The organism is Dietzia alimentaria 72, assembly GCF_000226215.1.
GTDB lineage: Bacteria > Actinomycetota > Actinomycetes > Mycobacteriales > Mycobacteriaceae > Dietzia > Dietzia alimentaria.
On record NZ_AGFF01000020.1, the window covers coordinates 75,337 to 97,743 of the forward strand.

The following is a 22,407-nucleotide window of genomic DNA, read 5'->3' on the forward strand; positions in this document are numbered from 1 at the left end:
CCGACCTTTCGCGTCGTAACGCGTCGCCGGGCGGCATGACCGCGTGTGTCGGGTCGGTATTCGGCACACATAAGAACAGACCTGGTCAGGAGAACCATGATCCAGCAGGAGTCGCGACTCAAGATCGCCGACAACACGGGTGCCAAGGAGATTCTCTGCATCCGCGTTCTCGGTGGATCTAAGCGTCGCTACGCGGGCGTTGGGGACATCATCGTCGCCACCGTCAAGGACGCCATCCCCGGTGGCAACGTCAAGAAGGGTGAGATCGTCAAGGCCGTCATCGTGCGCACCGCAAAGGAGCGCCGTCGGCCGGACGGTTCGTACATCAAGTTTGACGAGAACGCCGCCGTCATCATCAAGAACGACAACGATCCTCGTGGCACGCGCATCTTCGGGCCGGTCGGTCGCGAACTGCGCGACAAGAAGTTCATGCGCATCGTCTCGCTGGCTCCGGAGGTGCTCTGACATGAAGGTTCACAAGGGCGACACGGTGCTCGTCATCTCGGGCAAGGACAAGGGCGCGAAGGGCAAGGTCATCCAGGCTTTCCCCGCGCAGGAGAAGATCCTCGTCGAGGGCGTCAACCGCATCAAGAAGCACACCTCGAACTCGGCCGCTGAGCGCGGCGCCTCCTCGGGCGGCATCGTCACCCAGGAAGCCCCGATCCACGTCTCCAACGTGATGGTCGTGGACGCCGACGGCACCCCGACCCGGGTCGGAATCCGCACTGACGAGAACGGCAAGCGTGTCCGTGTCTCGCGCAAGACCGGGAAGGACCTGTGACAATGACCGATACCGCTCTTCCCGCCGGCTACACCCCGCGGCTCAAGACCAAGTACCGGAACGAGATCAAGCCGGCGCTCAATGAGACTTTTGAGTACGCGAACGTCATGCAGATCCCGGGCGTCGTCAAGGTCGTCGTGAACATGGGTGTCGGTGACGCCGCTCGCGATGCCAAGCTCATCAACGGCGCCCTCAACGACCTCACGCTGATCACCGGTCAGAAGCCGCAGGTTCGCCGGGCTCGCAAGTCCATCGCTCAGTTCAAGCTCCGCGAAGGAATGCCGATCGGCGCCCGCGTCACCCTCCGGGGCGACCGCATGTGGGAGTTCCTGGACCGCCTGACCACTGTTGCGCTCCCGCGCATCCGCGACTTCCGGGGACTCTCGGGCAAGCAGTTCGACGGTCACGGCAACTACACGTTCGGACTCAACGAGCAGACGATGTTCTACGAGATCGACGTCGACAAGGTCGACCGGCCGCGAGGCATGGACATCACGGTCGTCACCACCGCGACCAACGACGAAGAGGGCCGCGCACTGCTCAAGCAGCTCGGCTTCCCCTTCAAGGAGGACTGACCTCCTTCCGGCCGGACCGGCCGCCTTCGTCGGGGATCCCAACAGCGGAACCCCGGCGACGGGCAGACGGCCCAGTCGTCTCTGGTCGCCTCCCTTGTGAAGAGCACGGGAAGCGGCGGGATACCCGGGAACCCCAAGGGGAGTCCGGGTCCCATACAAAAGAACATTCGCACTCTTCGTGATAGGCCCACGACTGACGGCACCGGCCCACAGGCCGGTGTACCCGAGGTGTTGCATGGGAACCGTTACGAGAAAGGAACATGGTTTATCCATGTCGATGACCGATCCCATCGCGGACATGCTGACGCGTGTGCGTAACGCCAACTCGGCGTTCCACGAATCAGTGGCCATGCCGCATTCCAAGCTCAAGGGCAACATCGCGGCGATTCTCAAGCAAGAGGGTTACATCGCTGACTACAACGTCGCCGATGCCGAGGTGGGCAAGAAGCTCACCATCGACCTCAAGTACGGCCCGTCTCGCCAGCGGAGCATCCAGGGCATCAAGCGCATCTCTAAGCCCGGTCTGCGCGTGTACGCCAAGTCCACCGAACTGCCCAAGGTCCTCGGCGGGCTGGGTGTCGCGATCATCTCGACGTCCCAAGGCCTGCTCACCGACCGTCAGGCGAACAACAAGAAGGTGGGCGGGGAAGTCCTCGCCCACGTCTGGTAAGGGGGCGAGAAATGTCACGTATCGGTAAGGCTCCGATCAACGTTCCGTCCGGTGTCGACATCAAGGTCGACGGCCAGGCCATCACCGTCAAGGGCCCCAAGGGTGAACTCACCCAGGATCTGCCCGCTCCGATCACGGTCTCGGTCGAGGACAACACCATCACGGTGAACCGTCCCGACGAGCACCGTGACAGCCGTTCCCTGCACGGTCTCTCTCGCTCCCTGGTCAACAACATGGTCGTGGGCGTCACGGAGGGCTACAAGCAGGATATGGAGATCTTCGGCGTCGGTTATCGCGTCGTGGCCAAGGGCTCGGACCTCGAGTTCGCCCTGGGTTACTCGCATCCCGTGCCGGTTGTCGCCCCGGACGGAATCACGTTCGCGGTGGACGGTGCGACCAAGTTCTCGATCTCCGGGATCGACAAGCAGCAGGTGGGCCAGATCGCCGCCAACATCAAGCGACTGCGGAAGCACGACCCGTATAAGGGCAAGGGCATCCGCTACGCCGGCGAGCAGGTCCGTCGCAAGGTCGGAAAGACGGGTAAGTGATCATGAGCAGCACAAAGAAGCGTTCCCCGCTGGGAACCGATGTCTCGACCGCACGTCGAGAGAGTCGTACCCGGCGCCACTACCGCCTCCGCAAGAAGGTCTCCGGCACTCCGGAGCGTCCGCGGTTGGTCGTCAACCGTTCCTCGCGCCACATCCACGCCCAGATCATCGACGACCTGGCGGGTCACACCCTTGCCGCGGCGTCGACCATCGAGGCCGATGTGCGTGCATCCGAGGGCGACAAGAAGGACCGCAGCGCCAAGGTCGGCCAGCTGCTGGCCGAGCGCGCCAAGGCCGCTGGCATCGAGGCCGTCGTGTTCGACCGTGGTGGCAACAAGTACCACGGCCGGATCGCCTCGCTCGCCGAAGCCGCTCGCGAGGGTGGGCTGGAGTTCTGATGACCAACACCACTGCACTGACCGCTAATGGAAGGACCGTCTGATGCCGGGACGTCAGCGTCGTGACGGCGGAAGCAACGGGCCCGCCGCAGACAACAAAACCACCACCGACAACCCCCAGGGGCGCGGCAACGACCGCGGCCGTGGTCGGGGCCGCGACGATCGTCGAGGCCGCGACGAGGAGAAGTCGCAGTACATCGAGCGCGTCGTCACCATCAACCGCGTCTCCAAGGTCGTGAAGGGTGGTCGTCGCTTCAGCTTCACCGCCCTCGTGATCCTCGGTGACGGCAACGGCATGGTCGGCGTCGGCTACGGCAAGGCCAAGGAGGTGCCGGCCGCGATCCAGAAGGGATCGGAGGAGGCCCGGAAGAACTTCTTCCGCGTCCCCCTCATCGGCTCCACCATCCCGCACCCGATTCAGGGTGAAGAGGCGGCCGGGGTAGTCATGCTCCGTCCGGCTTCGCCCGGTACCGGTGTGATCGCCGGAGGTGCCGCTCGCGCGGTGCTCGAGTGCGCTGGCGTGCATGACATCCTGTGCAAGTCGCTGGGGTCGGACAACGCCATCAACGTGGTCCACGCAACCGTGGCCGCGCTCAAGGGCCTGCACCGGCCCGAGGAGGTCGCGGCTCGCCGCGGCCTGCCGATCGAGGACGTCGCGCCCGCGGGCATGCTCCGCGCGCGTGCCGGACAGGGGGCCTGATCATGGCTAACCTCAAGATCACCCAGGTCCGTGGGACCATCGGATCCAAGCAGAATCAGCGGGACTCCCTGCGTACGCTCGGCCTCAAGGGCATCCGGAAGTCGGTCGTTCGTGAGGACAACTCGCAGACCCGGGGTCTCATCAACGTCGTGAGCCACCTCGTCGTGGTCGAAGAGACGGAGTGAGCATGACCATCAAGTTGCACCACCTGCGCCCCGCGCCCGGCGCCCACACCGACAAGACCCGCGTTGGTCGAGGTGAGGGTTCCAAGGGTAAGACCGCCGGTCGGGGTACCAAGGGCACCAAGGCCCGCAAGAACGTCCCCGCGGCGTTCGAGGGCGGCCAGATGCCGATCCACATGCGACTTCCGAAGCTTAAGGGCTTCAAGAACCGCAACAAGGTCGTCTTCCAGGTCGTCAATGTGGCTGACATCCAGCGGCTGTTCCCAAATGGGGGCCAGGTCGGCGTCGCCGAGCTCGTCGCCGCGGGCGCCGTTCGGAAGAACCAGCCGGTCAAGGTCCTGGCCGACGGAGACATCTCCGTTGCCGTGACCGTGGCCGTCGACAAGATCTCCGCATCGGCCAAGAGCAAGATCGAGGCCGCCGGCGGAAGCGTGTCGGAGGCCGGGGCCTGAATCCCCGACCGACCCCACGGGGTCGGATGACGGGTGGCAGGGGTCGGGTCCGGGAGTCTCGGACCCGACCCCTGCGCTCGTCTTGATAGAGTTTTCCTGTTGTGCGTTTCTGGGCCGACTCCGACTCTGATCGGACCGACCTCCACCCGGCGCATCTGCTTTCGACGACCGGCGGCCGCAGGCCGTCCATGACCAGGAGGATATGTGCTCTCCGCACTCGCGTCCGCGATCAAGGACCGGGACCTGAGGAAGAAGATCCTCTTCACCCTCGGGATCATCATCCTCTACCGAATCGGCGCTCAGATCCCGTCTCCGGGCGTGGACTACCCCAAGCTCCGCGGCTTGCTCGACTCGGCGATGACCGGAGAGAGCGCTCAGCTGTACTCACTGGTCAATTTGTTCTCCGGTGGTGCGCTCCTCCAGCTTTCCGTCTTCGCGATCGGCATCATGCCGTACATCACGGCGAGCATCATCGTGCAGCTGCTGACCGTGGTGATTCCGTACTTCGAGCAGTTGAAGAAGGAGGGACAGTCCGGCCAGGCCAAGATGACGCAGTACACGCGTTATCTCACTATCGCGCTGGCCGTCCTCCAGTCTTCCGGCATCGTCGCGTTGGCCGACCGCGGACAACTGCTCGGCGGTGGTCAGTCCGTACTGATCGACGGTGACATCCTGACTCTGCTCACGATCGTGACGGTCATGACCGCTGGTGCGGCACTCGTCATGTGGTTCGGTGAACTCATCACCGACCGGGGCATCGGAAACGGTATGTCGCTTCTGATCTTCGCCGGTATCGCCTCGCGCATCCCTGCGGAGGGTGTGAACATCTACCAGAACTCGTCGATAATGAAGTTCGCCGCCGTGATGTTCGCCGTGGTTCTCATCGTCGTCGCCGTGGTGTTCGTCGAGCAGGGCCAGCGTCGTATTCCGGTGCAGTACGCCAAGCGCATGGTCGGACGTCGCCAGTACGGCGGCACTTCCACCTACCTTCCGCTGAAGGTCAACCAGGCCGGCGTCATTCCGGTGATCTTCGCGTCGTCGCTGATGTACGTGCCGATCCTCATCACCCAGTTGGTGCAGGGTCCCGAGCCTTCCGGCGACGGTTTCTGGCAGCGCTACGTCATGCAGTACCTGCAGAACCCATCAAGCGCGGGCTACATCATCTTGTACTTCGCCCTGATCATTTTCTTCGCCTACTTCTACGTGGCCATCCAGTTCGATCCGATGGAGCAGGCCGAGAACATGAAGAAGTACGGCGGGTTTATCCCGGGCATCCGTCCGGGTCGCCCGACAGCGGAGTACCTGGGCTACGTCCTCAACCGAATTCTTCTCTTCGGATCGCTGTACCTCGGTTTGATTGCGGTCCTCCCGAATATCTTCCTCGACATGGGCAGTGGGGGTGGAGACATGCAGAACATGCCGTTCGGCGGTACCGCCGTGCTCATCATGGTGTCGGTCGGTCTCGACACCGTGAAGCAGGTCGAGGCACAGCTCATGCAGCGCAACTACGAGGGCTTCCTCAAGTAGACCGCGCGTCACCCGAGCAATAAACCCGTAGAAAGGCTGGTCCACACCATGCGTCTCGTCCTCCTCGGCCCTCCCGGAGCAGGCAAGGGAACCCAGGCCGCGCTGCTATCGGAGAAGTTGGGCGTGCCCCACATCTCCACCGGCGACCTCTTCCGCGCGAATATCTCGCAGGGCACCGACCTCGGCAAAGAGGCGAAAACCTACATCGACGCCGGCGATCTCGTTCCAGCCGACGTCACCAACCGGATGGTCCAGGCACGCATCGGCGAGCCCGACGCCACCGAAGGGTTCCTTCTCGACGGTTACCCACGCAGCGTGGCGCAGGCGGATGCGCTCAAGGTGATGCTCGCCGACGCCGGTAGCTCACTGGACGCGGTACTGGAGTTCCGGATCGACGAGGACACGGTAGTGCAGCGGATGCTGGCACGTGGCCGTGAGGACGACACGGAGGACGTCATCCGGAACCGCATGTCCGTGTACCGGTCCGAAACCGCCCCTCTGCTCGAGTACTACGGTTCCGAGGTCAAGACAATCGATGCCGTGGGTGAGGTTGACGAGATCCACTCCCGCGCCATGTCAGCGCTGGGCCGCTGACCATCGGTATGTTGGGCCGGTCACGAAAAGGTTCTGTCGTCGCCCGTACGCCGGGTGAACTCGACGCCATGGAAGCTGCCGGCCGGATCGTCGGCCGGGCCCTGGTGGCAGCTCGCGAGGCCGCTGTCGTCGGCGCCACCACCGCAGACCTCGACAGAGTGGTCGAGCAACTGATCCGCGACGCTGGAGCCGTCCCGTCGTTCAAGGGCTACGAGGGCTTCCCCGGATCGATCTGTTCATCCGTGAACGAGGTCGTGGTTCACGGCATCCCCGCAACCAGTACCGTGCTGGCCGAGGGCGATCTGGTGTCCGTCGACTGCGGCGCCATTCTCGACGGCTGGCACGGTGACTCGGCGTGGACCTTTGGGGTGGGCTCCCTGGCCGCTGACGTGGACGCGCTGAACGACGCGACCCGGGAGGTCCTCGAGGAGGGCATGCTCGCGATGCGACCGGGTAACCGGCTCACCGATGTTTCCCACGCTCTCGAAGTGGCGACGCGTCGCGCAGAGGAGCGGCACCGCGTCTCGCTGGGCATCGTTGACGGGTTCGGTGGTCACGGGATCGGGCGTGAGATGCACGAGTGGCCGTTCCTCGCCAACGAGGGCAAGCCCGGCAAGGGGCCGCGCCTCCAAGTGGGGTCCGTACTTGCGATCGAGCCGATGCTGGTTCTTGGCGGGGAGGTGGACACCCGCACCCTGTCCGATGACTGGACCGTCGTGACGGTCGACGGAGCGCCCGCTGCGCACTGGGAGCACACTGTCGCGGTGACCTCGGACGGCCCCCGCATCCTCACGCCTCGTCCGCTCTGACATCGGTGTGGTCGCCTCGCACCGACCCGCCGGACAGCGGGTTCTGGGGACCGTCGATGGTCAAGTCCGGCGTCGCAGGCACGATTGGCGCTCAAGCGGACGCTGACGTACGCTTATACGTCGGTGTGCCTGCCAGTACACCACAATCCGGTAGACGTCATCCGGGGAATCGTGGAGGACCGTAACCAGCATGGCAAAGAAAGACGGAGCCATCGAGGTCGAGGGCCGTGTCGTAGAGCCGTTGCCGAACGCTATGTTCCGCGTCGAGCTCGAAAACGGGCACAAGGTCCTCGCCCACATCAGTGGAAAGATGCGGCAGCACTACATCCGCATCCTCCCGGAGGACCGCGTGGTCGTGGAGCTCTCGCCCTACGACCTGACGCGTGGTCGAATCGTCTACCGCTACAAGTAGAGACGCACAACTCCCCGAACCAATCGCTTCTGCCGTAAGGCGGGGGCGGGTTCACACCCTCGGACGCGGAGGCCGGGGCCCCGAACGTTTGCTCATCGTGAGATGACCATCCGGGCAGGGGGCGGTCGGGGAGCAGACCTACCGCACGACGAAAGAGAAACGCCACATGGCACGTCTTGCCGGCGTTGATCTCCCACGTGACAAGCGTATGGAGATCGCGCTCACCTACATTTTCGGCATCGGTCGTACCCGTGCGGTCGAGATCCTGGAGCGCACGGGCATCAGCCCCGACCTGCGCACCAAGGACATGACCGACGAACAGCTGACCACCCTTCGTGACGACATCGAAGGCAACTACAAGGTGGAGGGTGACCTCCGCCGCGAGATTCAGGGCGATATCCGCCGGAAGATCGAGATCGGTAGCTACCAGGGACTGCGCCACCGTCGTGGCCTGCCCGTTCGTGGTCAGCGAACGAAGACCAACGCCCGGTCCCGTAAGGGTCCGAAGAAGACCGTCGCCGGAAAGAAGAAGTAATGCCCCCTAAGTCACGCACTGCGGGCCCCAAGAAGACGGGCCGTCGCAGAGAGAAGAAGAACGTCGCCCACGGGCATGCTCACATCAAGAGCACGTTCAACAACACGATCGTCTCGATCACCGACCCCTCCGGCGCCGTCCTCTCCTGGGCGTCCTCCGGTCACGTCGGCTTCAAGGGCTCGCGCAAGTCGACGCCCTTCGCCGCCCAGATGGCTGCCGAGAACGCTGCTCGGAAGGCTCAGGAGCACGGCGTGAAAAAGGTCGACGTCTTCGTCAAGGGCCCCGGCTCGGGTCGTGAGACCGCGATTCGCTCGCTTCAGGCCGCGGGCCTTGAGGTGGGCACGATCTCCGATGTCACCCCCCAGCCCCACAACGGCTGTCGTCCGCCCAAGCGGCGTCGAGTCTGAGCCGGAAGGAACGTAGAGAACCATGGCACGTTACACCGGCCCCGCCACCCGCAAGTCCCGCCGTCTTGGCGTGGACCTCGTGGGTGGGGACACCGCATTCGAGCGTCGGCCCTTCCCGCCCGGTCACCACGGCCGCGCGCGGATCAAGGAGTCCGAGTACCGTCTCCAGCTGCAGGAGAAGCAGAAGGCACGCTTCACCTACGGCGTGATGGAGAAGCAGTTCCGTCGTTACTATGAAGAGGCGAACCGTCGCGCCGGCAAGACCGGTGAGAACCTCCTCCAGATCCTGGAGTCGCGGCTCGACAACGTCGTGTACCGCGCGGGTCTCGCGCAGACGCGTCGTCAGGCACGTCAGCTCGTCAGCCACGGTCACTTCCTGGTCAACGACCAGAAGGTGACGATCCCGAGCTACCGGGTCTCGCAGTACGACATCGTGGACGTCCGTCCCAAGTCCACCAAGATGGACTGGTACGAGATCGCCGCCGAGACTCTCGGCGAGCGCCCCGTACCAGCGTGGCTGCAGGTCGTTCCCACGACGCTGCGGATCCTCGTACACCAGCTCCCCGAGCGCGCTCAGATCGATGTGCCGCTGCAGGAGCAGTTGATCGTCGAGCTCTACTCGAAGTGATCTGTCCTCCCTCGTCGCCGGGTGGGCCGCACATCGCGGCCCACCCGGCGACGACGGGTTACTACGGCGTCAAATAGCGGACGCCGAGAATCGAAAGAGGTAGCACATGCTCATCTCCCAGCGGCCCACCCTCATCGAGGAAGCCGTCTCCGAGAATCGTTCGCGGTTCGTGCTCGAGCCCCTCGAGCCCGGTTTCGGCTACACCATCGGCAACTCCATGCGGCGAACACTGCTGTCCTCCATTCCCGGAGCGGCGGTCACCAGCATTCGTATCGAGGGTGTTTTGCACGAGTTCACCACCGTGCCGGGCGTCAAAGAAGATGTCACCGACATCATCTTGAACCTCAAGGGCCTGGTCGTCTCGTCCATCGAAGACGAGCCGGTCACCATGTACCTCAAGAAGCAGGGGCCGGGTGCCGTCACCGCTGGTGACATCGTCCCGCCCACCGGCGTCGAGGTGCACAACCCGGAGCTTCACATCGCCACTCTCAACGAGAAGGGCCGTCTGGAGATCGAGCTGGTCGTCGAGCGCGGGCGTGGCTACGTGCCCGCCGGACTCAACAAGGATGCGGGCCACGAGATCGGCCGTATCCCGATCGACTCGATCTACTCGCCGGTCCTAAAGGTGACCTACAAGGTGGAGGCGACTCGTGTGCATCAGCGCACGGACTTCGACCGCCTGGTCCTGGATGTCGAGACCAAGAATTCGATGACAGCCCGTGATGCCCTGGCGTCCGCGGGTAAGACCCTCGTCGAGCTGTTCGGCCTCGCCCGTGAGCTCAACGACGAGGCGGAGGGCATCGAGATCGGGCCGAGCCCGGCCGAGGCCGATCACATCGCCGCCTACGGCATGCCGATCGACGATCTGGACCTGTCGGTCCGGTCCTACAACTGCCTCAAGCGCGAGGGAGTCCACACCGTGGGCGAGCTCGTGGCGCGCAGCGAGTCGGACCTGCTCGACATCCGGAACTTCGGTCAGAAGTCGATCGACGAGGTCAAGGTCAAGCTCGTCGAGCTCGGCCTGTCACTCAAGGATGCGCCCCCCGGATTCGATCCCGCCTCGGTCGCCGGCTACGACGCCGAGACCGGCACGTGGATCGACGAGGGCGGCGAGGATTACGCCGAGACCGAGCAGCTCTGACGAGCGCTCCGCACACCATTCCTAGGAGAATCTGATGCCCAAGCCCAAGAAGGGCGCCCGCCTCGGCGGATCCGCTTCACACCAGCGGCTCATCCTCTCGAATCTGGCCACCCAGCTCTTCGAGCACGATGCCATCCGCACCACGGAGACCAAAGCGAAACTGCTGCGTCCCTATGCGGAGAAGCTGATCACCAAAGCTCGCCGTGGAACGCTCGCCGACCGTCGTGAGGCCGCCAAGCTCGTCCGTGACAAGGATGTGCTGCACAAGCTGTTCGCGGAGATCGGCCCCCGGGTCGCTAACCGCAACGGTGGCTACACCCGGATCGTCAAGCTCGAGAACCGCAAGGGCGATAACGCGCCCATGGCGATGATCGCGCTCGTCACCGAGGAGCTCGCCTCCGCAGAGGCCTCACGTGCCACCCGCGCAGCCGCCTCCAAGAAGGCCGCAGACAAGTCCGACGCAACGGCCGAGGCGGAAGCCAACAGCCCGATCGCCGACCAGGTCGACGCCGCTGAGGAGTCCGACGTCGAGGCCGCCACCACGACCGCCGACGCCGTGTCCGAGGACACGAGCCACGCGGAGGCCCCCGCGGGGTCGCACGCGCCGCTCGAGGATGGTTCGGAGCCCGAGGGCTTCCCCATCAAGGGCAACTCGTCCTCGATGCTGTACCACCTTCCCGGCACGTCGCACTACGCGCGCACCACGGCCGAGATCTGGTTCGACACCGAGGACAACGCCAAGGCTGCCGGTTACCAGCTGCCCAAGTCGCAGCGTAAGGACGCCGACGAGGCGTGAGTTCGACCCGGGTCGGGCTCTGTCGGAGTTGACCCGACCAGGTGAGGATCTCACCGCACCCCGAAAGAACCCTCGCTCCGCACCACGCGGAGCGGGGGTTCTTTCGTGCGTCACCGGGGGCAGAGCCGCGACCGGCCGCGTGGAAACAGCTGCCAGCTGGGCTCTCAGAGGACCGCGCTCACGGCTTCGGCCATAGCCTGTTGTCCGGCGGCGGTCGGATGCATCGGATGTGAGCCGGTCTCCGTGCCGGTGAAATCGGTGTACCGCTCGGAGGCGGGGGCGCAGGCATGATGCTGGTCGGCATCATCGGGTTCCGCAACGGTGGCGCCGGCGCGGTCGGCGGCGTCGGCCACGATCAGGTTGATCCTCTCGGTGACATGTCGGACCCACGTCACGTCGCCCGGGCTCATGCCCGAGACGAACTCGCAGCCTCCGTGATCAGGCACAAGTGGCATGTACGCGGTGGCGATCACGCGCGCCGCGGGTGATCGGTCGGCGATGCCCGCGTAGACCGTGTCGAGCGAGGCGGGAAGGGCGTTCAGCGCGTCGGTCACCGACTGCTCGAGGCGGTCCCTGCACGGGGCGCCCGGCGCGGCGCGGGGAGTCTGAGCCACGCATCCGGCGATGGCGCCGAAACCGATGTCATTTCCGCCGATCGACAGCGTGACCAGGTCAGTGTCGGGGGTCAGTGCGTCGAACTGCGGCGGAGTCTCGGGAATCTGTCGGGTGGTCATGTCGAGAGTCCGAGCACCACCGCAAGTCACGTCGACGAGTTCGCCGATCGGGTCGCCAGCGGACACGAGTGCCGGATAGTTGAGGCTGGAACGTAGGCACGCCGCCGGCCCGCTGGTCGGTGCGTCCACCGGGCCCAGCGCGGCAAACGAATCGCCCAGCGCCACGTACCGGCCGTAGGTGGGCCCGGACTGTTCCGCGGAGACCGTAGGCGTGGTGTCGCCGGTGCCGGCGAGGTTGTCGTCGTCGGGATCGGTGGCAGAGCAGGCCACCACAGTGAGGGCGACGGTCGCTCCGGCGGTCACCAGCGCGGCGGTGCGGCCGGTGCGCGGGGCGCGGCGTGCGGAGGCGGGGTGGGTGAAGGATGACGGCGACATGGCCCCATCGTGCCGGATCTGCCGCGGTGGCGGTGTGGCGCGGGGACGCGGCGGTGGTCTAGCGTCTGTAGGCCGTGAGCACACGCCGGATTCGCCTGGACGTCGCCTATGACGGCACCGATTTCTCCGGCTGGGCGCGCCAGCCCGGCCTGCGGACCGTGTGCGGGGTGCTGGAAGCCGAACTGGCCAAGGTGCTTCGCAACCCTGTGACGCTGACCGTGGCGGGCCGCACCGACGCCGGAGTGCACGCACGGGCGCAGGTGTGTCACTTCGATGTGGATCCGGCGTGGCTGGACCAGCGTTCGCTCGACGGTCGACCGGAGGCGTTGATCCGCAGGCTCGCGCGTCTGCTGCCAAGGGATGTGACCGTGATGGGGGCGCGGTGGGTGAGCGATGAGTTTGACGCCCGCTTCTCCGCGCTGCGCAGGCACTACGAGTACCGGCTGACCACCGCGCCGTGGGGAGCTGAGCCGACGCGGGCCCGGGACACCGCCGCGTGGCAGCGGCAGGCTGACCTGGAGGCCGTGCGGGCTGCGTCGCAGCGTCTGCTGGGGCTGCATGACTTCGCCGCGTTCTGTCGTCGCCGTGAGGGCGCCACCACTATTCGGGAACTGCAGCGGTTCGACTGGCGGACCGAGCCGGACGCGCGCGGAGCCGACGCCCCTGGCGCGACGGAGGTCTGGATCGCGAGTGTCAGCGCCGACGCGTTCTGCTGGTCGATGGTGCGCAGTCTGGTCGGCGGTGTGATGGCCGTGGGGGAGGGGCGTAGAAATCTCGACTGGATCAGCGGCCTGTTGGGCGAGAAGGAGCGGTCATCGGCGGTTCCGGTGGCTCCCGCGTGTGGACTTGCGATGGTGAGCGTCGAGTACCCGCCGGATGCAGAGTTGGCGGCGCGGAACCTCATCACCCGCGAGGTCCGACCTGCACCGGGCACGACGTCGGGGGCCAGCGGTTGTTGTGGCGAGTAGTGCGGCCGCGGGTTCAGGCCCGCGCCGCGTCGAGGATGGGGGCCAGCGCGAACAGCATGACCATGGACCACGTCACGTGCGTGATGATCGGCCCCAGCACGCCACCGGTGGCCCGCCGCTGAAGAGCGGTCACCAGGCCCAGTAGAACAGCGGCCAGCACGAGCAGTGGGATACCGGACGCGGCGGTGACAGCCGCGTAGACGACCGTGCTGGTGAGGACCGGACGAAAGTGCGCGACGGTGGAGTACACCGCGCCCCGGTGGAAACACTCTTCCGCGATGCCGTTGACGGCGGTGATCACTGCGACGAGTGCCAGGTTGCCCACGGTGGCGTGTGCGAGAAGTTCGTCGACAGGTGCGCGTAGGGGTTCGATCCGCGCGACGATCAACGCGCCGAGGCAGAACAGCACGGCGAGCGCGGCCGCGGTGAGGACGGACGAGAGAACCGGCCGGCCCGCGCGGAACGGTTCCCGCCCCAACCGGATGGGTCCGGATGCGAACGCTCCAACGAACCACACGGCGGCCATGAGCGCGGTGGCCAGATAGAAGATGGGGTCACCGGCGGGGATCCGCAGCGCCCAGGCATTGACCCCCGCGCCCACCACGAGGGTGAGTACGACGACGACGACGCGCCGGGAAGAGGGCCGCAGTGGCGCGGTGTCCATTTCAGCGGTGCGCAGCGCCCGCCGGTAGCGGGCCCTGGGCGACGTCGGCCGGGTTTCCTGCCCGCTCATCGCCCTGGACGCGCACGCCCGATGACCGGCGGTCGGACTCCGGCCCAGTCGGCGTCCGACGGGAGTAGGGTCGCGGGATCGTTCAGCGGGTCGGCGCCCTCCCACAGTGGCGGGTGGGCCGGGCCGTGGGGGACCCGCAGAGCCTCACGCAGTGCGTCTCGATAACCCGTGCGTCCACCGGGCGGGGGGCCGAGGGCCTCATCGGCGTCGTCGACATGCACGATCGCTTCGCAGCGCAGCGATTCCACCAGGGGCTTGGCCAGGCCGGGTTCGATCGGGGTGACCAGGCCCATCCACAGGGAGGACAGCTTGGGCGTGAGGACGGGGACCGGGACCATGAGGCGGGGACGCAGGTCGGCCTCCTCGGCGTATATCCGCATCATCTGGCCGTACGTCAGCACGTCGGGGCCGCCCACATCGATGATGCGCCCGCCGGACGGACTGATCTCGGCCAGCGGGCGGAGCGAGGCGGAGGCGAGGTAGTGCACAGCGTCGCGGATCGCGATCGGCTGGATTCGGTTGCTGACCCACTTGGGCGTGACCATCCCCGGTAGGCGGGTGGTGAGGTGCCGGATCATCTCGAACGACGCCGAGCCCGAGCCGATCACCACGCCGGCCTGGATGATCAGCGCCGGGACGGTGGACTCGAGCATGAGGCGCCCCACCTCGACGCGGGAGCGTAGGTGGGGGGAAAGATCGGTGGCATCGTCCGGGTGCAGCCCGGAGAGGTGGACGATCCGTTCGATGCCGGCCTCCTCCGCGGCGCGCACGAAGATCCGGGTGGTCTCCCGCTCCTCGCGGACGAAATCTTTGGAATCTCCCATCGAGTGCACGAGGTGGCACGCCACGTCCACACCGTCCAGAGCCCTCGCCAGTGCCTCGGGGTCGCCCAGCCCGCCCTTGTGGATGGTCACACTGTCACGCCAAGGGATGTCGTCCAGGCGGGCAGGGGTGCGTGCGAGGACCGAGACTCGGGCACCGTCCGCGAGAAGTCGGGGGACCAGTCGGGACCCGATGTACCCGGTCGCGCCGATCACGAGGACGTGGGGGTTGCTCATGACACGAGTCTTCCAGCGTGCGGCCGGACGTGCATCCGCACGAGGGCGCGGGCACGATCGCGTGATAATCCGGATACTGGAGAACAGGCACACTCTGCGGTTCAGGTCAGCGGAAGGAGAACACATGGCGATCGGTGCGGCACGACCCCGGCAGCTCTCGCGATCGTTGGACTTCTCCGAGGTGCGCATCGAGACCGCCCGCCTGAGGTCGGACCGGGCCGTGACCGCGTTCTGGCGGTGGTGGGCCGAAGGGGGCCGTCGGCAGGCCACCGCTGCCGTGGAGTCGGGTGACGCCCGCCGGGTGGTCCCGGAGATCACCTCGCTCATCGAAGGCATCGACCCGGGACTGTCCTGGGAGTTCCTCCCGGCCACCGACGAGAAACCACACAGGCTGACGGTCACCGCGGCCGGCGTACCGGAGTTACGAGGTGCCGCCCGCCGCTGGCTGGCAGGCGCCCCTCCCGCCGATGCCACCTGGTCGTTCGCCGACCTCCGCGAGCCCGTCCGTGGCTGTGCAATGTACTTCCGGAATCAGCGGCTGGACTTCGACCATGCGGAGGTCGTCACCGACCTGGGACTGTCTCGGGCGGATGTGACCGTTCACCACCCGGCGTTCGCGGGGCTCGTCGGACCGGACGCCGGGATCGCGGCCTACCTGCTACTGGACGCACTGTGCGGGGAAGAACAGGTGGAGACATGGATCGGCCTCATTCGGGCCAACGCGACCGCTCCGGGGGACGAAGCGGTGCCGCTGAACGCTCTCCCGGGAATTCTCCGGAAACTAGCCTCGGACAACACCGACGAACTCGGTGACCCCGCGTGGCAGATCCTCCACGGCGACACGGACAAAGGTCCACTCGTCGCGGTGGTGCGGGTGCCGCTTGTGGCGCTGTCGGCGCCGAAGTTCGATCGTCATGTCGCCGTCAGCGTTCCCTATGCAGACGTCGAGGATGACGGGCTACCCGGCCCGGAGTCGCTTCCCGGTCTACGTGACCTCGAGGACCATCTGGTCGAGCGGCTGGAGGGCACAGGCGAATGCGTGGGCGCCGAGAGCTGTGAAGGCTACCGGCTCATGCATTTCTATGTCGACTCGGCAACGCCCGCCCAGGAGCAACTCCGTGTAGCGGCGTCCGGGTGGAACGAAGGGGACGTAATCATCACAGTCTCGGATGACCCGGGATGGAGGAAGGTCCAGCACCTCAGGGTCTGACCTGGGGAGGTGCCGCCGTTCAACCCAGGAACGACTCCTCGCCGGGGCCTGCGACCACGGACACCCGACTGGTGTGGCCCGCGCGGGGCTCCACCGAGATCCACCCGTCTATCCGGCCGTCCAGGACGAGGTCGGGCGTCGCGACGGTGTCGGCCAGTGCCGCCCCGCGGAGGTCCCAGTCGGCATCGACGCGGATCACGGTCGGTGGGGTGACGTCGGGCCCGCCGGGACCGGCCAGTGCGTCGATCCGCCCTTCGCTCAGCGGGCCGTCGACATCCCACATCACCGCGTCGACCGGAGCACCCGCGTCGGAGGCGTCGGGGGAGACGATCCGGTATCGGGTCTCGTCGCCGATGGCCTGAAGAGGGCGCCAGCGGTCGGGCACATCCGTCACCACAGCCACGCGGTATCCGGCGGCGACGGCGCGGAACGCCACCTGTCTACACACCGGCGGTCGAGCAGCCAGGAGAACCGAGCGCAGGTGGGGGCCGGCGAGCTGAATCGCCGACGCACTCCCGGTGCGGGTTGCTCCCAGGATCTGGCCGGAACCGTGGGCGGGAGGAGCCAGGTCGTCGAGTTCGTCGATGCTCAGGCGGTCGAGGGATCCGGCGATCGACCCGGGCAGGTCCTCCCCGGGCACGGGGAGAACTCGCGCGGTCGGAAGAGAGTGGCAGGAACCGTCGAGGCCGTGAAGCGACTGCAGGGCCGCGTCGTGCGTGGCCTGACCTGACAGGCCGGTCAGGCCGACCGTGGTCACGGCGTCCACCACGTCGTCGCGCCCCTCTACTCTGCGCAGGCGGGTCACCTCGGTGACGGCTGAGGCGCGGACGGCGGTGAGATTGTCGATGATCCCGCGCGGGTCGGCACCCGGCCTGACGACGAGCCCCACACCGGCCCCGGGGTCGGACTCAGCGTCCAGATAGAGTTCGGCCAGCTCGGCCGCGTCGAGGACCCGACAGGGCACCCCGTGGTGCACGAGCGAGCGGCGCACACGCTCGGTGGCCACAGTCACGATCTGCTCGATCGCGACGGTGGAATCCCCTGCTGACTCGAGTGCGAGCCGGGCCAGGTCGAACCGGATCAACAGGTGGACACGCCGGTGGGAGATGAGGGCGAGCGGGCCCACGAGAGAGGCGTACACCTCGCCATCGTGTCCTTCGGCGGAACGCCGACCATGCACCACCACGTCGATCCCCTCGAGCAGTACCCCACCCTGGTCGAGCTGGCGGGCGACGGCCCTGAGGGGCAGGCGGACCCCGCGGAAGTCGGCGGGGTCATCGCGGCCCACCTCGGTGGCCACGAGTGCTCCGGCGGAGACCTCGACTGCCGTGGTCACCATCAGTTCGCCCTCTACGCAGCCGACGGCGGTGCGGTCCGGCGCGACGAGATCCACCACGTCTACGGGCGTCCGCCTGTCGGTGGTTCGTCGGGCGAGCAGGGGCCGGCCATGTCGGCGGAGGGTGGTTGCCGCGGCGATGAGGGCGACGGCCACGAACTGAACCCACGGCTGCCATCCGGGCGGCGAAACCACGGTCAGCAGCACGGTGACCAGTAGCGCCGCGGAAAAAGCGGGCAGAACGGGAACCGCGGTCATGGCCCCGCCCTCCTCGTATTCGACCGATCGCGGGGTGTGCGATGCCCGCTGGGAAGACCGGCCACGAAGGCCCGATCGTCGCGTACCCTACCCCCGGTGCCCCCGGCCGCGGGGTGTCACATCCGCGAAAGGGGAACGGTCCGTGCCGCTCAAGCCGACGACCAAGGCTCAGGTGGACGGTCACCGATTTCTCACCCGCCGCGCCCGGCACGCCGTCGTTGCCTGGGACGTCCGAATGCTCCACGATCCGCTCAAACGTCAGTCCACAGGTCTGACGGTGGGCGTGGTCGCCGGGGTCATCGGGGTGGCGGGTGCAGCGGTGTTGTCGCTGCTCGACCCCGCGCCGGATGTCGACCGGACCACCGTCATGGTCGGCCGTGACTCCGGCCAGATGTACGTCCGGGTCGACGACTCGGTGCACCCGGTCCACAATCTGGCCTCCGCGCGATTGGTTCTGGGTGAGGCGGCGGAGCCCGACACGGTGCGGGATTCCGACATCGCGGGCACCACCCGTGGTGGTCTGCTGGGCATCCCGGGCGCCCCGTCGGTTCTGCCCGGGCACAAGGACGAGAAGAACGCTGGATCCGTCACGTGGACTGTGTGCGACGTCGTCGAGGACGCCGACAGAGGCCGTCCACGCATCACCGGGACGAGCGTGGTGGCACGGGAGGGCGAGGGGCCCGGTCGGGGAACGGGTCCCGACGAGATCGTGTTGGCGGACCAGGGCGGCACCGGATGGCTGTTGCGGGACGGCACCCGCGCGCGCATCGATCTGGGGGACGGGGATCTGCTGGCGATCCTCGGCCTGGGCGGTGTCGACCCGAGGCCGGTCACTGCGGCGCTGATCGACCCGCTGCGCGAAGTCGAGGCCGTGGTGCGTCCGCACATCGAGATGGTGGGCGAGCCGGTGGATTACGGGCTGGACGGTCTGCGGATCGGCCAGGTCTTCACTGTCGCCACCGCCACGGGGACGCGGACGTATGTGGCATTGACCGATGGGGTGCAGGAGGTCGGGCCCGTATTCGCGGACATCATCCGTTCCACCGCGACGGTCGGTGCGGTCATGGAGGTCGCGCCGGACCGGATGGCGGTGCCGCGGTCGGTAGCTCTCGACGTGGAGGCTTTTCCCGCAGACCGCCCCTCGGTGCTCGCGACGGGCGATTCCCCGGTTCTGTGTGTCCGCGACGCGGGCGGTCGGGACTCGGGCGCGCGGCAGGTGACGCTGGTCGCCGGCGCCCCGGAGCCCGGGCGGGATGAGGCCCGTGCGGTAGCCGGTGCCGACGGTGGCGGGCCGGCGGTGGACGCCGTGGGCGTCCCGGGGGGAGGCCTGCTGGTGGCCGCCGTGGGGCGTGGCACCACCACCCGCAGTTCCGTGACGACGATCGTGTCCGACACCGGCGTACGGTTCGACGTCCCGGACGGGGAGACCGCGGCGATGCTCGGACTGGGCGGTACGCCGGTGCCGGTGGACCCGGCGGTCCTCGACCGGCTGCCGTCGGGCCCGAGGCTGGACCGCGAGTCGGCGCTCGTCTCGCGTGACGGGTCGGATCTCGACACCACCCGGGACGAGACCTCAGCGGGCTGACCCCATTCGATGGGGGTCGTCTCGAGAACGAGTCACCATGACGACGACGAGGACCACCACCCCCAGACCGAGCGCGCCGCCTGCGACTCCGGCGCCTGCGCCCGCACCCGATGGACCCGACTCCGGAGCGGGGGCGGCGATAGTCGTCGTGGCAGGGGCGGGGCGCCCGGACCTGCGGACACCGGTGACGGCGGCGACCGGGTCGACGACCCCGTGGCCCACGGCGAAGTCATGCCCGCCCGCGGCGGGGATAGCGGTGTTCTTTATCCGCTCTACCACCTGGCGGGCCGTGAGCTCGGGGTGCGCCTGGCGGATGAGCGCTGCGGTGCCGGCGACGAACGGGGCGGCGAAGCTCGTACCGCTGATCGGGGTCCGGGAGCCATCACCGCTCACCACGAGATCGGACACCCCGGCACCGTCAGCGCCCACGGACCGCAGATCCACGGCAGGGGCGGCGACGTCGACCCAGGGGCCGTGAAGAGAGAACTCGGCGGGTGCACCATCTGCGTCGACACCGCCGACGGTGAGCACGTGTTCGTCGTACCAGGCGGGTGAGGCGATCGTGCGGAGCTCCTCCCACCCGTCGTCTCCGACAAGGGAGGGGTCAGGGACGGCCGGGTTCTGATCGCCGCAGGTCTGACCGATGTTCCCGGCGGCCGCCACCAGCACGACGTCGTGGTCGACGGCCGCATAGCGGATCGCGCCCCCGAGCGTGTCGTCGGCGAGAAGTGTTCCCGCGGGTACGCACGCGACCTCGGAGATGTTGATGATCCCGGCGCCCGCGTCGACCGCCGCGCGGATGGCCCGGGCCAGCGTGGAGATGGTGCCGATCCCGGCGCCGACAGTGGGTTCGTCCGATCGGTCGCGCTCGGTACGCAGGACACTGCTTGACTGTCGGATGGAGACGATCTCGACCCCCGGGGCGACACCGGAATGTCCGGTCTCGTCTTCGGTCGCAGCCAGCACGCCGGCCACCAGGGTGCCGTGCGCGTCGCAGTCCTCGGTGCCGTCGCGGCCGGGCACCACGTCTCCGGCTCCACGTACCCGGGGCAGGCGAGGACCGGGGTTGACGCCGGTGTCGATCACGGCCACGACCTGCCCTTCGCCGCGACCGTGGATCCAGGCGTCACCGAGTTCGGCGGCGGTGGCCGAAGCGGGTGAGGCGAAGGGGTCGAGCACGGCGGCGGTGGTGCGGCAGGGTCCGTCGAGACGGAGAGGGCCGGAGTGCAGACCCTCCGCCTCCGGGACCGGGCCGGTGATCGTCGGCTTCTCGACAGCTGCGGCCACCTGGGGCCCGAAGAGTTGACTCCCGAGATGCCAGGCGAGGACCACCGCCACGGTTGCCGCGGCGGCGTGTCGGCGACCCCTCATCGCTGGCGGACGAGGGAGTAGACCTCCATGGCTCCCACTGCGAGCGGTACGACCACGCAGATGCAGATCGCCTCGACCACCCCAACGGCCCGCAGAGCGGCGGGGGAGAGCTCGACGTGCGGCAGCACGGATGCCGTGACCACCACGGCCGCGGCGACGGCGAGAGCCGCCGGGATCACCACGCCGACGGGGGAGCTCACTGTGACGCCGGCTCCCATCAGGACTCCGGCGGTCAGCACCAGCGCTGAAGCCAGCAGGACGGAGGTATGGAGCCGATCGGCGTAACCCAACCCGCGGAGTACCAGGACGACGATCAAGACGAGCGCCAACGGCGCTGACCACCGGGTGGCTGCGGCGTCACCGGTCAGGGCGACCAGGGCCCCGGTGGTGCAGATCGAACCCGCGGCGGCCAACTGTCCCGTCAGCCAGGAGCGGGAGGTCAGGAACCGGTGTCGCAGTACGTCCGGTGTGGGAAGCGGCCCGCGTATCCGGTGGTCGACGTCGCTGCGACCTCGGACGTCATGGTCGATGTCCTCGAGGTCCCCGGCCTCCACGTCTTCCCCGGGGGCGGGAACCGGCGGGATGGGAACACGGGCGGCGAGGACGGCGATCCTCGGTGCGGCCGTCAGCAGGGCCAGTCCCAACAGCACCGCACCCGCGCCGACCGACGCGACCGGCGTTTTGGTGACCGCGGCGATCAGCGCACCGATCGCCGCAACGGTCAGCAGCACGGTGAGCGCCAGATATCCGGCCGCGGTTCCGAATCCATGCCGTGGGCCGGGGCGGAACACCGCGGATCGCAGCACTCCGGCCAGGACTGCCCCGGCGGTGAAGCCGCCCACGAGATGTCCGGGACCCATCGGTGGGGCCCCGACGGTGGCGGCCGCCAAGACGGTGAAACCGACCGCGCACGCCCCGGCGACGCCGTGCGCGCACCCGGGGGCGGGGGTCCTGCTCAGCGTGAGGACCGCAGCGATCCCCAGCAGCGCCAGGAGGAGAGCGACGAGGGTGGTCATGACGCCACCCCCCGCGGACCACTGGCGGATCAGGGCTGCCGCGGAGGCAACGGCGACCACTGCGCTGGTGGCGGTAGCGGCGTTCACCGCATCGCGCCTGCCCCACGCGGGGGAGCGAGCCACACCGGGGTCCGTCAGGCCCTGCAGTACGTCGTCGAACAGTGGAGCGGGTGTCGGCACCGGGCGGTGGTCGAGGACGAGGATCTCCCCGTCGTGCACACGCTGCTGGGCGAGGGTCTCAGAGACCGCGAGAGGGCCACCCGCGAGTCGTGATAGCTGCCAGGAACCACCGGCACCGCCGCCCATGAGTGAGTTCACGTCGATTCCGGACGCCGGGCCGGCGGCGGCACGGATGTGATCACGGACCAGGTCCACCACCTCGGGGATCACCGCGACCAGTTCCAGGTGGGCGGGCAGGCTCAGGTCGACCCGGGTGGATCGGCACACTACCGACACCCGCCGCTGGTCCAACGGCTCCACCCCGGCGGCGACACCCCGCACCTCGCTCCGCTGTGACACGCCTCGTCCTCTCTGCTGGTCCCGGGCGGGCCCGATCGCGGCGATGGCGGCGACCGTGGCTGGTTGGCGTACCCGTCAGAGCGTGTACT

27 protein-coding genes are annotated in these 22,407 nt (G+C 67.6%); 21 read left to right on the plus strand and 6 right to left on the minus strand.

What is annotated here, in order from left to right; genetic code table 11:
• The first annotated feature begins 96 nt into the window (after positions 1-96).
• The 18 genes from rplN to rplQ all read left to right on the plus strand — a co-directional run bounded on the left by rplN (position 97) and on the right by rplQ (position 11,155).
• Positions 97-465, plus strand: a complete 369-nt coding sequence (gene rplN, locus ON04_RS08510; RefSeq protein ID WP_010541179.1) for a 50S ribosomal protein L14 — start codon at positions 97-99, stop codon at positions 463-465.
• 1 nt (position 466) lies between these two features.
• Positions 467-781 (plus strand): 50S ribosomal protein L24, encoded by a 315-nt coding sequence (gene rplX / locus ON04_RS08515; RefSeq protein WP_010541180.1) that lies wholly within the window; start codon positions 467-469, stop codon positions 779-781.
• Positions 782-783: 2 nt separating this feature from the next.
• The gene (gene rplE / locus ON04_RS08520; RefSeq protein WP_010541181.1) at positions 784-1,356 is read left to right on the plus strand and encodes a 50S ribosomal protein L5; all 573 of its coding nucleotides are present in this window, start codon (positions 784-786) and stop codon (positions 1,354-1,356) included.
• A 271-nt stretch (positions 1,357-1,627) separates the two neighbouring features.
• Entirely contained in the window at positions 1,628-2,026 is a 399-nt protein-coding gene (gene rpsH, locus ON04_RS08525) for a 30S ribosomal protein S8 (protein ID WP_010541182.1), read from the plus strand.
• Positions 2,027-2,037: 11 nt separating this feature from the next.
• Positions 2,038-2,574 carry a 50S ribosomal protein L6 gene (gene rplF, locus ON04_RS08530; RefSeq protein WP_010541183.1) on the plus strand — a complete coding sequence of 179 codons (537 nt, stop codon included), beginning with the start codon at positions 2,038-2,040 and terminating at the stop codon, positions 2,572-2,574.
• A gap of 2 nt (positions 2,575-2,576) precedes the next feature.
• Positions 2,577-2,972, plus strand: coding sequence for a 50S ribosomal protein L18 (gene rplR / locus ON04_RS08535; protein ID WP_010541184.1), 396 nt, complete (start codon positions 2,577-2,579; stop codon positions 2,970-2,972).
• Between the two features lie 43 nt (positions 2,973-3,015).
• Positions 3,016-3,672, plus strand: coding sequence for a 30S ribosomal protein S5 (gene rpsE / locus ON04_RS08540; protein WP_010541185.1), 657 nt, complete (start codon positions 3,016-3,018; stop codon positions 3,670-3,672).
• A 2-nt stretch (positions 3,673-3,674) separates the two neighbouring features.
• The gene (rpmD, locus tag ON04_RS08545) at positions 3,675-3,857 is read left to right on the plus strand and encodes a 50S ribosomal protein L30 (protein ID WP_010541186.1); all 183 of its coding nucleotides are present in this window, start codon (positions 3,675-3,677) and stop codon (positions 3,855-3,857) included.
• Positions 3,858-3,859: 2 nt separating this feature from the next.
• Complete coding sequence (rplO, locus tag ON04_RS08550) at positions 3,860-4,306, plus strand: 50S ribosomal protein L15 (RefSeq protein ID WP_010541187.1); 447 nt, start codon at positions 3,860-3,862, stop codon at positions 4,304-4,306.
• A 204-nt stretch (positions 4,307-4,510) separates the two neighbouring features.
• Complete coding sequence (secY, locus tag ON04_RS08555) at positions 4,511-5,833, plus strand: preprotein translocase subunit SecY (RefSeq protein WP_010541188.1); 1,323 nt, start codon at positions 4,511-4,513, stop codon at positions 5,831-5,833.
• Between the two features lie 48 nt (positions 5,834-5,881).
• On the plus strand, positions 5,882-6,427 hold the full coding sequence (locus tag ON04_RS08560) for an adenylate kinase (RefSeq protein WP_010541189.1): 546 nt from the start codon (positions 5,882-5,884) through the stop codon (positions 6,425-6,427).
• An 8-nt stretch (positions 6,428-6,435) separates the two neighbouring features.
• Positions 6,436-7,236, plus strand: a complete 801-nt coding sequence (gene map / locus ON04_RS08565) for a type I methionyl aminopeptidase (RefSeq protein ID WP_010541190.1) — start codon at positions 6,436-6,438, stop codon at positions 7,234-7,236.
• Positions 7,237-7,426: 190 nt separating this feature from the next.
• Complete coding sequence (gene infA / locus ON04_RS08570) at positions 7,427-7,648, plus strand: translation initiation factor IF-1 (RefSeq protein WP_010541191.1); 222 nt, start codon at positions 7,427-7,429, stop codon at positions 7,646-7,648.
• A 166-nt stretch (positions 7,649-7,814) separates the two neighbouring features.
• Positions 7,815-8,183 (plus strand): 30S ribosomal protein S13, encoded by a 369-nt coding sequence (gene rpsM, locus ON04_RS08575; RefSeq protein ID WP_010541192.1) that lies wholly within the window; start codon positions 7,815-7,817, stop codon positions 8,181-8,183.
• Positions 8,183-8,590, plus strand: coding sequence for a 30S ribosomal protein S11 (rpsK, locus tag ON04_RS08580; RefSeq protein WP_010541193.1), 408 nt, complete (start codon positions 8,183-8,185; stop codon positions 8,588-8,590). Before rpsM ends, rpsK begins: the two co-directional genes overlap by 1 nt.
• Before the next feature lie 22 nt (positions 8,591-8,612).
• The gene (rpsD, locus tag ON04_RS08585) at positions 8,613-9,218 is read left to right on the plus strand and encodes a 30S ribosomal protein S4 (protein WP_010541194.1); all 606 of its coding nucleotides are present in this window, start codon (positions 8,613-8,615) and stop codon (positions 9,216-9,218) included.
• A 106-nt stretch (positions 9,219-9,324) separates the two neighbouring features.
• Positions 9,325-10,359: a DNA-directed RNA polymerase subunit alpha gene (locus ON04_RS08590; RefSeq protein ID WP_010541195.1), complete on the plus strand. Its 1,035-nt coding sequence runs from the start codon at positions 9,325-9,327 to the stop codon at positions 10,357-10,359.
• A gap of 34 nt (positions 10,360-10,393) precedes the next feature.
• Positions 10,394-11,155, plus strand: a complete 762-nt coding sequence (gene rplQ, locus ON04_RS08595; RefSeq protein ID WP_010541196.1) for a 50S ribosomal protein L17, sunset domain variant — start codon at positions 10,394-10,396, stop codon at positions 11,153-11,155.
• Positions 11,156-11,319: 164 nt separating this feature from the next.
• Here the strand turns inward: rplQ and ON04_RS08600 are convergent, their stop codons facing one another.
• Positions 11,320-12,264 (minus strand): SGNH/GDSL hydrolase family protein, encoded by a 945-nt coding sequence (locus tag ON04_RS08600; RefSeq protein ID WP_010541197.1) that lies wholly within the window; start codon positions 12,262-12,264, stop codon positions 11,320-11,322.
• An 89-nt stretch (positions 12,265-12,353) separates the two neighbouring features.
• On the opposite strand from ON04_RS08600, the gene truA reads away from it, so the two are divergent.
• Positions 12,354-13,232, plus strand: coding sequence for a tRNA pseudouridine(38-40) synthase TruA (gene truA, locus ON04_RS08605; protein WP_141564709.1), 879 nt, complete (start codon positions 12,354-12,356; stop codon positions 13,230-13,232).
• A 13-nt stretch (positions 13,233-13,245) separates the two neighbouring features.
• On the opposite strand, the gene ON04_RS08610 is transcribed toward truA, so the two are convergent.
• Together ON04_RS08610 and ON04_RS08615 are read right to left on the minus strand one after the other, a co-directional pair.
• Complete coding sequence (locus ON04_RS08610) at positions 13,246-13,965, minus strand: CPBP family glutamic-type intramembrane protease (RefSeq protein ID WP_033444181.1); 720 nt, start codon at positions 13,963-13,965, stop codon at positions 13,246-13,248.
• Positions 13,962-15,023 carry an NAD(P)H-binding protein gene (locus ON04_RS08615; RefSeq protein ID WP_010541200.1) on the minus strand — a complete coding sequence of 354 codons (1,062 nt, stop codon included), beginning with the start codon at positions 15,021-15,023 and terminating at the stop codon, positions 13,962-13,964. The genes ON04_RS08610 and ON04_RS08615 overlap by 4 nt, the downstream gene beginning before the upstream one ends.
• A gap of 124 nt (positions 15,024-15,147) precedes the next feature.
• Here ON04_RS08615 and ON04_RS08620 point away from each other — a divergent pair, with 124 nt between their 5' ends.
• On the plus strand, positions 15,148-16,233 hold the full coding sequence (locus ON04_RS08620) for a DUF695 domain-containing protein (protein ID WP_010541201.1): 1,086 nt from the start codon (positions 15,148-15,150) through the stop codon (positions 16,231-16,233).
• A gap of 19 nt (positions 16,234-16,252) precedes the next feature.
• Here ON04_RS08620 and ON04_RS08625 read toward each other — a convergent pair whose 3' ends face one another.
• Positions 16,253-17,827, minus strand: coding sequence for a type VII secretion protein EccE (locus ON04_RS08625; protein WP_010541202.1), 1,575 nt, complete (start codon positions 17,825-17,827; stop codon positions 16,253-16,255).
• A gap of 142 nt (positions 17,828-17,969) precedes the next feature.
• Between ON04_RS08625 and eccB the strand changes: the two genes are divergently transcribed.
• Positions 17,970-19,412 (plus strand): type VII secretion protein EccB, encoded by a 1,443-nt coding sequence (gene eccB, locus ON04_RS08630; protein ID WP_010541203.1) that lies wholly within the window; start codon positions 17,970-17,972, stop codon positions 19,410-19,412.
• On the opposite strand, the gene mycP is transcribed toward eccB, so the two are convergent.
• Complete coding sequence (mycP, locus tag ON04_RS08635) at positions 19,401-20,783, minus strand: type VII secretion-associated serine protease mycosin (protein WP_010541204.1); 1,383 nt, start codon at positions 20,781-20,783, stop codon at positions 19,401-19,403. The two genes, eccB and mycP, sit on opposite strands and share 12 nt — an antisense overlap.
• The gene (gene eccD, locus ON04_RS08640) at positions 20,780-22,318 is read right to left on the minus strand and encodes a type VII secretion integral membrane protein EccD (protein WP_010541205.1); all 1,539 of its coding nucleotides are present in this window, start codon (positions 22,316-22,318) and stop codon (positions 20,780-20,782) included. Before eccD ends, mycP begins: the two co-directional genes overlap by 4 nt.
• Between the last annotated feature and the right edge of the window lie 89 nt (positions 22,319-22,407).

Coding starts and splice junctions, on each gene's coding strand:
- rplN (WP_010541179.1), top strand. CDS start 97: ATGATCCAGCAGGAGTCGCGACTCAAGATCGCCGACAACACGGGTGCC.
- rplX (WP_010541180.1), top strand. CDS start 467: ATGAAGGTTCACAAGGGCGACACGGTGCTCGTCATCTCGGGCAAGGAC.
- rplE (WP_010541181.1), top strand. CDS start 784: ATGACCGATACCGCTCTTCCCGCCGGCTACACCCCGCGGCTCAAGACC.
- rpsH (WP_010541182.1), top strand. CDS start 1,628: ATGTCGATGACCGATCCCATCGCGGACATGCTGACGCGTGTGCGTAAC.
- rplF (WP_010541183.1), top strand. CDS start 2,038: ATGTCACGTATCGGTAAGGCTCCGATCAACGTTCCGTCCGGTGTCGAC.
- rplR (WP_010541184.1), top strand. CDS start 2,577: ATGAGCAGCACAAAGAAGCGTTCCCCGCTGGGAACCGATGTCTCGACC.
- rpsE (WP_010541185.1), top strand. CDS start 3,016: ATGCCGGGACGTCAGCGTCGTGACGGCGGAAGCAACGGGCCCGCCGCA.
- rpmD (WP_010541186.1), top strand. CDS start 3,675: ATGGCTAACCTCAAGATCACCCAGGTCCGTGGGACCATCGGATCCAAG.
- rplO (WP_010541187.1), top strand. CDS start 3,860: ATGACCATCAAGTTGCACCACCTGCGCCCCGCGCCCGGCGCCCACACC.
- ON04_RS08560 (WP_010541189.1), top strand. CDS start 5,882: ATGCGTCTCGTCCTCCTCGGCCCTCCCGGAGCAGGCAAGGGAACCCAG.
- map (WP_010541190.1), top strand. CDS start 6,436: ATGTTGGGCCGGTCACGAAAAGGTTCTGTCGTCGCCCGTACGCCGGGT.
- infA (WP_010541191.1), top strand. CDS start 7,427: ATGGCAAAGAAAGACGGAGCCATCGAGGTCGAGGGCCGTGTCGTAGAG.
- rpsM (WP_010541192.1), top strand. CDS start 7,815: ATGGCACGTCTTGCCGGCGTTGATCTCCCACGTGACAAGCGTATGGAG.
- rpsK (WP_010541193.1), top strand. CDS start 8,183: ATGCCCCCTAAGTCACGCACTGCGGGCCCCAAGAAGACGGGCCGTCGC.
- rpsD (WP_010541194.1), top strand. CDS start 8,613: ATGGCACGTTACACCGGCCCCGCCACCCGCAAGTCCCGCCGTCTTGGC.
- ON04_RS08590 (WP_010541195.1), top strand. CDS start 9,325: ATGCTCATCTCCCAGCGGCCCACCCTCATCGAGGAAGCCGTCTCCGAG.
- rplQ (WP_010541196.1), top strand. CDS start 10,394: ATGCCCAAGCCCAAGAAGGGCGCCCGCCTCGGCGGATCCGCTTCACAC.
- ON04_RS08600 (WP_010541197.1), bottom strand. CDS start 12,264: ATGTCGCCGTCATCCTTCACCCACCCCGCCTCCGCACGCCGCGCCCCG.
- ON04_RS08610 (WP_033444181.1), bottom strand. CDS start 13,965: ATGAGCGGGCAGGAAACCCGGCCGACGTCGCCCAGGGCCCGCTACCGG.
- ON04_RS08615 (WP_010541200.1), bottom strand. CDS start 15,023: ATGAGCAACCCCCACGTCCTCGTGATCGGCGCGACCGGGTACATCGGG.
- ON04_RS08620 (WP_010541201.1), top strand. CDS start 15,148: ATGGCGATCGGTGCGGCACGACCCCGGCAGCTCTCGCGATCGTTGGAC.
- ON04_RS08625 (WP_010541202.1), bottom strand. CDS start 17,827: ATGACCGCGGTTCCCGTTCTGCCCGCTTTTTCCGCGGCGCTACTGGTC.
- mycP (WP_010541204.1), bottom strand. CDS start 20,783: ATGAGGGGTCGCCGACACGCCGCCGCGGCAACCGTGGCGGTGGTCCTC.